The sequence below is a fragment of the Variovorax sp. RCC_210 genome (assembly GCF_041355175.1).
Lineage (GTDB): Bacteria > Pseudomonadota > Gammaproteobacteria > Burkholderiales > Burkholderiaceae_C > Variovorax.
Map to the genome: position 1 here is coordinate 67657 of NZ_JBFUPJ010000015.1, position 11909 is coordinate 79565.

Here is an 11909-nt window from a genome sequence, read left to right on the forward strand (position 1 = left end):
GCGCTCGGGGCGATCAACCCAGGAACGCAGAGACCCAAGGACAACGCAAATTGGCTCCAGAGCCGAATTCCGGTGCGGATCGCCAGACGGCAGGGCGCCTTCAGGGCACTCTTCAGAGCGGAGTGATCCTGGCGCTCTTCATCATCTGCCGGGTCAGTTCGATCTCGTGCCGTATCACCTGCAGGTAGCCCTCCGGGGTCGAAGGCGTGACCTGGCTGCCAAGCTCAGTCATGGCCGCGATCACCTGCGGATCTTTCACCATCTGGCTGAACACCTCATAGATGCGCGCGGCGATAGGATCGGGCGTGCCTGCGGGCAGGGAGAGCCCGCCCCATGAAGTCAACTCCACCCCCTGCAATCCCTGCTCGGCCAGCGTGGGCACGTCCGGCAAGTTGGCATTGCGTCGGGTGGCCGCCACGCCCAAGGCCTTGAGCTTGCCGGCCTTCACGTGGGGGTACGCCACTGCGAAAATCGGCATGCCGAAGCTCACCTGCCCGCCGAGCACGGCGTTCACCAGTTCCGACGCTCCTTTGTACGGCACATGCGTGGCGCTGATGCCAGCAGCATGGAGGAACAGCTCGACGCCGAGGTGTGAAGGTGTGCCCACCCCGCCCGACGCGTAGTCGAGCTTGCCGGGGTTGGCGCGCGCTTTTTCGACGAGCTCCTGCAGCGTCTCGATACCCGATGCGGGGTTGACCACGAGCAGCACGTCTGACGTCGTGAGCCGCATCACATGGCGGAAGTCCTTCATCACGTCGTACCCGGGGCTGCGGTACATCAGCACGTTCGCGGCCATGGGCGCCGCGGAGTAGATCCAGGTGTACCCATCCGGCGCGGCTCGGGCCACCTGCCGTGCGCCAATGTTGCCGGCAGCGCCGCCCTTGTTCTCGATGATGATCGCCTGACCGAGCAGGCGGCCGGCGGCCTCGGCGAGGATGCGTGCCCCGGTGTCGGGCCCGGTGCCGGCCAGGTAAGGTACGACCCATTTGATGGGGCGGTTCGGCCAAGGGTCGGCTGCACGCGCAGCGCGCGCGAATGACAGCAGTGGCGCCGCAGCCAAGGCGCGGCACAGCACGCGACGCGACGCGTCGAAGTCGTTGTTCATTTCACTTGTCTCCGGATCTCTTATGTAGCTCTGTTTCTCAGGCACCCGCTTGAGGCGTTTCGCCAAGCAACTCGCGTGCGATGATGTTCTTCTGGATCTCGCTGGTGCCGGTGAGCACGCGGTACATCCGCAGCATGCGAAACAGGAACTCCACGCGGCGACCCTGCACGATGCCCTCGCCGCCGTGGATCTGCACCGCCGCATCGGCGATGCGGAACGCCGACTCCGAACAGAACAGCTTGGCCATCGACGCGTCCGCGCGCGCGTCGCCGCCCGCATCCAGCTGGCGCGCGGTCGAGATCATCAACGCGCGCGCCGCCGCGAGCTGCGTGGCCATGTCGGCGAGCGAATGCTGGATGGCCTGGAACCCCGCAATCGGCTGGCCGAACTGGCGCCGCTTGCGCGCGTAGTCGCGGGCATCCTTCAACGCCACGGTGGCCAAGCCCACCATGGCGGGGCAATGCAGCAGGCGGTTGACAGTGATGCGCCCCAGCGCCAGCGCCAGCCCTCGGCCTGGCTCGCCGATGAGGTTGGCCGCGGGCACACGACAGTCGTTCAACAAGATGTCGCCCGTGGTGGACTGGCCTGCCATGGTCTTGTAGCCCGAGACCACCTCGACGCCGCTTTGGCGCAGGTCCACGAAGAAGGCCGAGATCTGGCGGCGATCGGGCCTGTCGGAGGTAGACGCCATCAACACCGCGTAGTCCGCAAAGGGCGAGCCCGAGATGAAGCGCTTGCGCCCGTTGAGAATGTAGGTGTCGCCGTCCAGGCGCGCTTGCGTCTGCAGCGCGCCGGGGTCGGAGCCGGCCTCGGCCTCGGTGAGGGCGAAGCAGATGGCCTTTTCGGCCTGCGCCACCGGCACGATGAATTTGGCAAGCTGCATCGGCGTGGCGTGGCGCGCCAGCGCGCCCACCCGCGGTGGGCCGCTGAGTTCGCCGAACACGTGCGGCGCGAGGGGCGACCCGCTCGCGTAGATCGATTCCTTGATCAACACATGATCGAGCAGCGAGAGCCCGAGGCCGCCCATGGCTGTGGGCAACGTCATGCCGTAGAAGCCCAGTTCGTGCGAGCGGCGCCACACGCGCTGAAGCGTTGGCTTGTCGGGACTGTGCTCGTGGTCAATCCCTTCCTCTCGCACAAGCGCGGCCAACTCGCCGTGCAGGAAGTCAGCGATGCGCGCTATCAGCTCGGCTGCGCGTTCCGAGCCTTCGAACGGCCCGTCGAACAGCGGCGCGCGCACGCTGGAAGCCGTGGTGGCGCTGGCAGTGGTGTCGTCCGAGAATTTGGAGACAATGGCTTGCGTGGTCATGGCGGTACGTCTCCTCAGTTCACGCGGCGATCGTGGCCTGCCCAATACGGCGACTGGATGAGCTTGCGCGCGATCTTTCCGTTGGCGTTCTTCTGCAGCGACTCGACGAACTCGATGCGGCGCGGCCGCTTGAAGCCCGCAAGCCGCTGCGCGCAGAAGGCGTCGAGCGCGGCCGCGTCCGCGACAACGCCGGGCTTCAAGACGATGTGCGCGGCCACAGCCTCGCCCCACTTGTCGTCAGGTACGCTGAACACGCAGGCCTCGTCGACGGCAGAGTGCTGGTACAGCACCGCCTCCACCTCCGAGGGGTACACGTTGAAGCCGCCGCTGATGACCATGTCCTTCTTTCGGTCGACGATGTAGATGTAGCCCTCGTCGTCAGCGCGCGCGAGGTCGCCCGTGTGGTAACGGCCATTCTTCAGCACCTCAGCCGTGAGCTCGGGTGCGCGCCAGTAGCCCGCGAAGATGTCGGGTCCGCCGACCACGATCTCGCCGATCGCGCCCCCGGCCACCGGGAGTCCTTCGTCGTCCACGATCTCCACCACCGACTCCAGAAACGGCCTGCCACAGGAGGCCAGCCGCTCGGGCATCGCGGCGCGTGCGAACAGGTGGTCTTCCACGCTGAGGCCGCACACGCCCGAGGTCGTTTCGCCTGCGCCGTAGCCCTGCGAGAGCACCGGGCCGAACACGTCCATTGCCTGCATGATGCGCGCAGGCGCCATCGGCGCGGCGCCATAACCCAGGCGCCGCAAGTCGGGCAGCGGGCGGTAGCGGCCCTGCACCTCAGCCAGCAGCATGTTGATCATCGTGGGCACCATGAAGGTGTGCGTCACGCGCTCGCGCTTCATCTCGGCAATGAACCGGCCTGGATCGAAGCCACTGAAAAGTCGGATCGTGGCGCCACTGCACAGCGCCGGCACCAACTGCATGCCCGAGGCGTGCGTGATCGGGCCCACCAGGCCCAGGAGATCGCCAGGCTGCAGGTTGTCGGCGCGCATCAGGAACTTGCGCAGTTGCGCAAGGCGGTTGCCGAAGGTCTGCATCGCAGCCTTGAGCACGCCGCTGGATCCTGAGGTGTAGTGCAGCACTGCAAGGTCATCCGCTTGTACCCGCGCCGGCAGAAAACGGTCGCTGGCGTGCGCAAGCGCGCCTTCGTACGACGTGGGCGAGTCTTCAACGGCGTCGAGCAGCAGCAGGCGCGGCGCAGCCTTGAGGTGCGACAGAAAGCGCTCCGCGCGTTCGGCGGTGGTGACGATCAGCGCCGCCTCGCTGTTGGCGACGACCTCGGCCACCTCAAGCGGCGCGAGCCGCGCGTTGATGGGCGCCTTCACCAGCGCGGCCTTGTAGCAGGCCAGCTCCAGCTCGACGATCTCGACGCAGTTGGGCAGGTACACGCCCACACGGTCGCCGCGCTGCAGGCCCAGGCCGCACAGCGCGTTGGCCAGGCGGTTGGAGCGCTGCTCGAGTTCTTCGTAGGTGACCGAGCGCGACGCGCTCGTGACGGCCAAGCGCTTCGCGTGGATGCGCGCGGCACGCGATGCGAGCTCGCCGACGTTGGCGATCGCGGGGGATGTGGTTTGCAAGTTGTCTCCTGATGTCCGGCGCCATGGCACGGGATGGAGACGACTTTGGCAGCGCAGGACGCACAACAACAAATACGGATTGCTGATGCACGGGCATCAAAACAATTGATAGCCTGCGCGAGCCCCGGTCCCCTGCCCTATGGCCTGCCGCTCGTTTTGGGCAGCGCTTCATCCCGCAAGAGCAATTCCGCCTCCCATCGACCGGACGCGATCAGGCGGCGCGTTTCGTCCACCAGGACGTCCATCACTGCCCGCGTCGCGTCGTCCAGCTTGCGCGCGGACGCGGTCGCAAGGAAATAAGTGCGTGCCAGCTCGGGCTGCACCACGCGCGCTACGAGCCATTGCTTGCCTCTTGGCGGCGCGTCGCCGATGGCACATGCGGGTGAAAAAGTGAACCCTGCGCCCGCGAGGTACAGCGAACGGATCACGCGTGCGGAGTCGTGCTCGTGTGCGATGTTGAGTTCCAAGCCCAGATCCATCGCGGCGCGCTCCACCTGCGCACGGATGCTGAAGCGGCGCGATTGGAGCACCAGCGGCAAGCCCGCCGCACGGGCGAAGGGAATCTCCGGCCGCGCCACAGGGGCAGCCCTGTGCGCGTTGCGCGCCTTGCTCCGCTTCGACGCGCCGGCGACAGGCTGCGCAGTCATGGCCGCGACCTCGCCTCCGCCGTCGTGGCCGCACACGAACATCGCTTCTCGCACGAACGCCTTCACGTCGAGCCCATTCACGTCCTCGCTGTCCACCAGGATGCCGATGTCCGCGCGACGCTCGACCATGGCCTTGCGCACCATCAGGCTCAGGTCATCGATGACGAACACGCGGATGCGCGGATGCGACTGCTTCAGCCGCGCCAGCACGGGCCCCAGCAGCAGTGATGCCAAAAGGAACGGCACCGCCACGGTGACGGAGCCTTCGAGCCCGCCTGGCCCGCGCTGCAACCGCTCGCGCATCGCGCTGGCATCCGACAGCAGCTTGCGTGCGTCCTGGTAAAACTGCAGCCCCGCCGCCGTGGGCGTGACACCGACGTGCGAACGCTCGAACAGCGGCGTGCCAAGCTCTCCTTCGAGCTTCTTGATCTGCGCAGTCAGCGCGGGTTGCGCCACATACAACGCACCTGCGGCGCGCGAAAGACTGCCTGCTTCCAGCACGGCGATGAAATAGCGAAGCGACCGGAGTTCCATAGGTGGGGCATTTTCGTCCCCGCGCGCTGCCGCTGCCGGCGAGATCAAACGCTCGCGCAGCGGAGACGTGCCGGCGCTGGCCAGGCACGCCCGCCGGTCCACCGGCCTTGCACCGCCCCTTTGTGTCTCCTGCCAATCGCACCAAGGGCGGTCGAACCGCCCTTACCTGAAGCCGGCAGACCACCGCCCCGACTGCGCGGCCGCGTCGGCTCCCGTTGGATCGTCCAAGATCCAGCGCACAAGGTGCAGTTCGTGGCCCTTGCGCCAGCCCCCCGGCACAGGTCTACGACGACCGGTTGACGAGCGGTCGTCCTGACGCATGGCTGCAGCGCCCAAGCCGTTGATTCAAAACGCAGGGGCCACAGTCCAACCTGCTGCACAGCTTGTCGCGCTGAAGCTACGACGATTCGGCAACACATGTGTTGGCCGGGCATCGCAGCCGGCGCTGTCAAACTTCGGGAGGCAGCGCGCCGAAGTCGGTTCCCGCAAAGTCCTGAGAAACATGCACCCCCTGCGCATCACGCAGCAGTACGCCGCGCCGTTCCATCTCTCGCATCGTGCGATTGACAACCTCGCGAGACAGACCCGCGTACGACGCGATGACGCCCTGCGTGACACGCTTGTCGTAGACCTCGTGGCCTGCGGGCGCGATCTGCGTCATCTTGTAAAGCACGCGCCCCACCATCTCTTCGGACGACAACGAGGAGACGCGCTGGAGCTGCCGACGCAGCACATTCATCCGTGCGGACACCCCCTCGACCAGTTCCAACGCTATGTTGTGATGCCGCGCGCACAACGTTCGCATCGCTGATACCGGCACAAGATAAAGGGTGGAGGGAAGCACGGCGACCAACCTGTGAGCTGCGCGATACTGCGGCTCACTGAGCGAGCCCCCCAGGTAGAAGTCATGACGACGAATGAAATCGGTGGTGACGCCGGCCTCCTCCTGAGCACCCTCGCGCCCCTCGACCACCACCCGCACCAAGCCGCTTTCCACACAATAGAACGCACACGTCCATTCGTTCGGCGCCAGGATGGTTTCGTTGCGCGCGTAGGAGCGCAATTCGCAAAGCTCCCGGAACGCCAGGCGTTCCAGCGACGGCAGACGGGCAAGCGAGGGATGCAGGTTCACAACGCGATGATGGAAGACAGCGCCGCTAGCGGCAATCACTGAAACAGGGGGTTTTGGCTGTCGCATGCGGCGGTTCCGCCATGCCAGCGGCTATTCCCGCGCACTCAGATCGATCAAGCCCTTTTGCATCGCATCGCGCACCGCCCGTGCCCTCGACTTCACTGCCAGCTTGCGATAGATGTTCTTCACATGCGCATCCACCGTGTGCAGCGAGCGATGACTCGACTCGGCAATCTGCCGGTTGCTCAGGCCCTGCGAGATCATGCGCAGCACATCGAGTTCGCGACGCGACAGCCTCGGGGCCGCTTCTCCCGCTCCTTGTTCCGCTCCATCCGCTCCGTTCGGTAAAGACTCGGCGCGCGGGGATGACTGTGCGCCGAACTCGAGAACCGCGCGGCCCTTCTCCACAATGCACCATGCGACACGCGTCGCCGCGGCCGAGTTGCCCTCGGCGATCAGCCGCATCAAGCGCGCCAGATCCTGCTGTGCGGCTTCGATGAACTGCAGCGCCGGCGTGAGCGCCGTCGTGCGGGGCGGGCCGTGCGCGGTCGCGCTCGCCATCCCATCGACCGGGAACTCGTCGTCGGGACGCCAGCGCCCGGCCATCTCGCCGCGTGCTGCGCTAAGAGGCGTTGTGATGCCGCGCATGGACAGTGCATGGATCGGGTCGCGCTTGGAGATGGACATCGATGCCTTGCGTAGCTGGAAATGAGAGTTGCCGGCACTCTGTCAGATGCGCGCTAGAGCTTGCGTCCACGTGAGTTCGCCGCCGGCGGCAGAGCGCGACGGAGGTAGACAGGATCGAGCTGGTTCGGCGCGACCTGTGCCAGGCTGCGTTCGACGGGAAGCAGACTCCCGAAGTCGGTGGAAGCGAATTCCGCGGGCACGTGCACGCCTTGCTCGTCGCGCCGCACGAGGCCACGCTGCTCCATGTCTCGCATGGTCTTGTTGACGACCTCGCGCGAGAGCCCCGCATACGAGGCGATCACCGATTGGGAGATGCGCTTGTCGAAGGCCCCCGTGCTCGCCGGCGCCAGCACGGTAAGCTGATGCAGGACGCGACTCACCACGTCTCCGGTGGACAGCGCCGACATGCGCCGCAACTGGTTGCGCATGAGGGCCATGCGCTTGATGGCGAGGTCCAGCAGGCCGGTGGCCACATCAGGGTACAGCTCGCAGAGCCTGCGAAACGCCGCAATGGGGATCAAGTGCACGGACGAAGGCAAGGCCGCCACCAGCGTCTGCCGAGACTGGACAGTGTCTTCAGCCAGCGACGGTCCGATGAAGAACTCGTCCTGGCGGATGAAGTCTGTCGTGACATCAATGGGTTGCGCACGGCCGCCACCGTGGCCCACCACGCGCAGGAGCCCGCTGGAAACGCAGTAGATGCAGTCCGTCGAACTTCGTGCAGCGAGCACCACTTCGTTGCGTCGGTAGGAGCGCAGTTCGCTGCTGCGCACCAGGGCCTCGCGCTCTTCCTGAGGAACGCTCGCGAAAATAGGATTCAGGTACATGGCTGAAGGACACGCGGTGCCATCGATAAGGTCAACGCCGACTCACGCGATGGGCGAGAGGCTCGTCGGGGGCACGGCCCGCGCTCTACAGGCCGCGCGCACGGAGTCCACTGGCTGTGGGCAGCACGAGCTGCCATCACTCACCCTATCGAGCAGCGCGACCAGCTTGGCTTCCGGTGTGCGCAGTGCCGCTTCAAGCATCGCGTACTGCGCGGCTTCGACGGGGTTGCGCGCGCGCCTGTCTACCCGCGGCTGCTCGAAGGTGGCGAGCAGTTCCTGGACCGAGCGTTGCAATGGGTTCAGGTCCTTGCTAAGGCGGGGCAGTCGCAGTTCGAAATCGGGCGAAAGTTTCACAGGCACCCCGCCAGGGGATCCACGCAAGCGGCACCGGAAGTGGCACCGGAGCTGCCGTCGTGTGCGTCGGCGTCGGCGGTGGCCCTTGCCCCTGCTGCTTCGGTGGCCCGCACGCCGTAGCCTTGCAGCCACTGCGCGCCCACGCGTGAAGCGATGTGCATGTCTTCTTCACGCTCGATGCCGTCCACCGCCACTTGGGCCGCGACGTGCGTGCACAGGGAGATCATGCCGCGCAGGCACTCGACGCCAAAGGCGCCGCCGCGCGCGCGGCGCAGCAGCGAGGCGTCGAGCTTCACGATGTCGGGCCCGCAGGACTGCAACGCAGCAAGGTTATCGTTGCCTCCGCCGATGTCGCGCAAGCCGATGCGGCAACCGCGCAGTTGCATCTGCACGCAGAAGTCGCGCGCGGCCTCGTGCTCGGCCAGCGTGGCGCTGCCGACGATCTCGATCACCAGCCGCGAAGCCAGCGAGGGCTCCTCGTCGAGCGCCGCGCACAATGACGCCCACCAGTGATCGAGCCTGACGCTTTGCGCGCAGATCCCCACGCCGATGTGCATGGCGTGTTGCCGCCGCAGCGCCGCCAGCGCCTGGCGCACCGCGATGCGATCGAACGCGCGGGCCAGCCCCAGGCGTTGCAGGCAGGGCAGGAACACCTCCTGCGCCAACAGGGCCGGCTCGCTGCGGCTTGCCGGAAGACGCACGCGCCCCGCGTGGTACAGCGTGCCCGGGTTGCTGCCCGCGTGCACCACCGGTTGCCATGCGAAGGAGAGCGCCTCGGTGCGCAGGGCTTCGCTCACGCGCAGGGCGACGTCCATGTCGGCGCGGTAGCGCTGGCACCAGCCATCGGCCCGGCTCTCGCGCGAGTCAGGGAACGGTTGCGCGGTCCACAGCGCAAGCTCGATCTCCGACGTGCCGATCTGCCCGGGCGCGCGCATCTCGATCCAGTCGGCGTGCAACTGCACCAGCGCCAAGATGCCCATCGCACGCACCGGCTCGGCGCCGAGCACGGCGAGCAGCGTCTCGATGGGCTGGCTGGCGCTGCGCACGGCCTGCGGCAGCTCGCGGATGTTGCTCGCGCCGCACACGAAGGCATCGTTTGCCCACAGCAGGAAGCAGTCGTCGCGCAAGCGGGCCATGTCATGGGCCGCCGACGTGATGAAGTGGGCGCACAGCCGGCGCTGCACCTCGAGGCTGGCAGCCGATGCGAAGTCCTGCCCGTAGGCCTCGGCGAGGTGCGGCAGGTTCGAGATGAACACATAGGCACAGGCCCGGGGTGCCGCAGCACGCAGTTCAGGCCAGCGCTCAAACGCAACGCGCGCCGCGCCGCGCACGTCTTGCCCGGCGTACGCCCGGACGTCGCGGCATGCAGACACTACCGCCGTCGGCGCACACGGCGCCTCGGTCTTTGAGAGGGTGAGCATCGGATCCTTCTTCCATGAAACTCGTTGTTTGAACTCCCGGGGAGTGGCGGACCGTTTCGTGCGCTCGAATGAGGCGTCGGGTCCCTCCGCAACAGTCCATAGATCGTGCTGAACGAAGTGGTCGCGCTGTTGATGCAGCGACATCTCAGACATTTGAATACTACGGATTGCCGTAGCAAGCGCGCGCCTTTCTCTGCCTAACTGTGTTCCTTGTCACACATCTCGCTGGACGCGCTCCGCTTCAGTGCGTTATTTCGCTCTGAGCTGCACCCGCCCTCGTCGACCTCGAGCGGCTTGTCCAGGGACGCGCGACGTCGAGGGTGAATACGTCAAATGCGATTGCAGAATGTTCCCGCGCCGACAGCGGGACAACACGGCGCATGCGAGATCGAGCTCTTAGCTACACGTTGTAGTTATCAGCACGCGCAAACACAGTTCGCATGCGCAGCGTTCCCCGTCTCTTCGACTTCCTTGCCATGAGGCAGCGTGCGCAGACCTCGTCTGAAGCACCCTTTGTCATCCCTGCATACGGTGCTGGTGCAGGCGCCCCCCCAAATGCAAGCGCGCCCACGATGAAGGTGCTTGCTGAGAGTGGATTCGGCGACGGGGCCTGCTTGAGTGAGCACCCCTGACAGGGATTGGCCAGCAATCTGAACGAGCACGCAAATCGATCAAGCCACCGCCCGCTCCAGTCGAAGTACGTCCTCGGGCTCGGCTATGACTTGCTCTCGCAAGGGCGGCGCGAAGCTCCCAAGCCGCAAACTTCAGGGAACGCGGCGCGTCAATGGCGATGAAGAGGCACTCATCGTCCTTCTGAAGGCACGCGGTTCAATCTATCGTGAAATCGCGCAGGGGGAAACGAAAAGAAGACAGTGCTCGTACAAAACGGAACGACGTTTCACCGCTCGTAACATGCTCCGTGCCGCGCTACACCCGCGGGTGCTTCCATGGTTGCACGCGTCCCCACGAAATCGTCGCCACTGCGATGACCTGTGCGCGTTGAGCCCGCACTCAGACGGTCGGTCCGTGGAACCAGCCCTCGACAAAGGGCGCCGCGCCAGCCAAGGCCAGGCCAAACCTGACGCTGCCGCGGTGCGCCTGCGCGATGCCCCGTATCCGCGCACGCCGGCTGGCGCTTGCCAACTGCGGTAATGCTTCCACAGACGATGCTCCGGAAACCGAGGCGACGCTATACACCGCGATACGAAAGCGCATGCCCGCAACTTCGCTGACAACAATGCGGCCCAAAGCCGCGGCTTGCATCGAACCCACCTCCTCGAGCGCGAGCCGAATAAACTGCGCAATGCGCGCCACATCGCCGTGAGCGTCGCCTTGGCCCAGACGGTCGTGCTCGATGGCACCGACGCACCGGCCTCCCAGCGCGTCCGCGAGCACTTGCGCCACAGTCGAATGCAATGGAAATGGCCGCATCGCGGCACCGATCGAGCGACCTGCCGCCAGACGACCCAGATCGGCGAGTTCCTCGGCTTGCTCTTCAGCGCGCGCGGCCGCATTTGCAATATGTTCGAGCACGCCGGGCATCTCGCGCACACCTTGGGTTGGGTCGCGCCGCCCCAGCAGCTCGGTGCCCAGCAGGACGGCGGAGAGCGAGTTGCGCATACCATGCACTGCCGCGTCTGCCAACTGGTCCAAGGAAGGATCGGCAGTGTGTCGCCTCGCCGTCCAGGCGCTCGCCACCCAAGCGAGCACATCTTCCCGAGCGGCTGGCCGCCCCACTGCTGGAACGGTTGATAGCGGCTGGCGGGCAGGTTGCAGCCTTGCCCCTGCAGCATGCAGCGCCCAGTCCGAAGTCGATTCAGGCATTTGATCGGTCCCATTCCGTCAAGAAGAGCGGAGCTCGCCCCCTGACGTGCCCCTCGCTGTCGGTTGCGCCAATGGCTTACAAACGGACAGCGCATACTTTGCGATGTTGCAACCCCACATGCTGTCGGCAAACTCAGCACGACGCGTCAGCCAACGCCCCTGTTACGTCGCTTCGGCGCCTCAGGCAAAAGCATGCTAACCAGATGACCCTTGCCCGTCGAGTGATTGGGCCGCTTGGCCCGGCGCGGAGCGCCGATCCATGCGACATCAGAGGTCGACTCCTGACGGGCGCCGCAAAGCAAACGGACCGGATGGCGAGCAAGCCGGCGAACATACGACAGGATCTTGCATCCACGTTGGGTGGCAACTCGATGCGCCGCCGCAGACGTCATTCCTTGCCCCGAGGACACCCCTCAGCAACACACGGGAGGTGGCGGGTCTCGAGGCCAGGATTCTGACGACCAAAGCAACACATTCCCGGTCCGA

Annotated in this window: 10 protein-coding genes; all 10 read right to left on the reverse strand. The window is 66.0% G+C overall.

The window, feature by feature from the left end:
- Positions 1-112: 112 nt before the first annotated feature.
- Complete coding sequence (locus AB6807_RS31120; RefSeq protein ID WP_371087599.1) at positions 113-1105, reverse strand: Bug family tripartite tricarboxylate transporter substrate binding protein; 993 nt, start codon at positions 1103-1105, stop codon at positions 113-115.
- A gap of 37 nt (positions 1106-1142) precedes the next feature.
- Positions 1143-2414, reverse strand: a complete 1272-nt coding sequence (locus tag AB6807_RS31125) for an acyl-CoA dehydrogenase family protein (protein WP_371087600.1) — start codon at positions 2412-2414, stop codon at positions 1143-1145.
- A gap of 14 nt (positions 2415-2428) precedes the next feature.
- The gene (locus tag AB6807_RS31130) at positions 2429-3997 is read right to left on the reverse strand and encodes an AMP-binding protein (RefSeq protein WP_371087601.1); all 1569 of its coding nucleotides are present in this window, start codon (positions 3995-3997) and stop codon (positions 2429-2431) included.
- Positions 3998-4134: 137 nt separating this feature from the next.
- Positions 4135-5178 (reverse strand): LysR family transcriptional regulator, encoded by a 1044-nt coding sequence (locus AB6807_RS31135; RefSeq protein WP_371087602.1) that lies wholly within the window; start codon positions 5176-5178, stop codon positions 4135-4137.
- Positions 5179-5626: 448 nt separating this feature from the next.
- Entirely contained in the window at positions 5627-6310 is a 684-nt protein-coding gene (locus AB6807_RS31140) for a Crp/Fnr family transcriptional regulator (RefSeq protein ID WP_371087603.1), read from the reverse strand.
- A gap of 90 nt (positions 6311-6400) precedes the next feature.
- On the reverse strand, positions 6401-6997 hold the full coding sequence (locus AB6807_RS31145; protein ID WP_371087604.1) for a response regulator transcription factor: 597 nt from the start codon (positions 6995-6997) through the stop codon (positions 6401-6403).
- 53 nt (positions 6998-7050) lie between these two features.
- Positions 7051-7824: a Crp/Fnr family transcriptional regulator gene (locus tag AB6807_RS31150; RefSeq protein WP_371087605.1), complete on the reverse strand. Its 774-nt coding sequence runs from the start codon at positions 7822-7824 to the stop codon at positions 7051-7053.
- A gap of 42 nt (positions 7825-7866) precedes the next feature.
- Positions 7867-8178: a hypothetical protein gene (locus tag AB6807_RS31155; protein ID WP_371087606.1), complete on the reverse strand. Its 312-nt coding sequence runs from the start codon at positions 8176-8178 to the stop codon at positions 7867-7869.
- Positions 8175-9743 (reverse strand): EAL domain-containing protein, encoded by a 1569-nt coding sequence (locus AB6807_RS31160; RefSeq protein WP_371087607.1) that lies wholly within the window; start codon positions 9741-9743, stop codon positions 8175-8177. Before AB6807_RS31160 ends, AB6807_RS31155 begins: the two co-directional genes overlap by 4 nt.
- Positions 9744-10610: 867 nt before the next feature.
- Positions 10611-11252 (reverse strand): hypothetical protein, encoded by a 642-nt coding sequence (locus AB6807_RS31165; protein ID WP_371087608.1) that lies wholly within the window; start codon positions 11250-11252, stop codon positions 10611-10613.
- Positions 11253-11909: the final 657 nt, after the last annotated feature.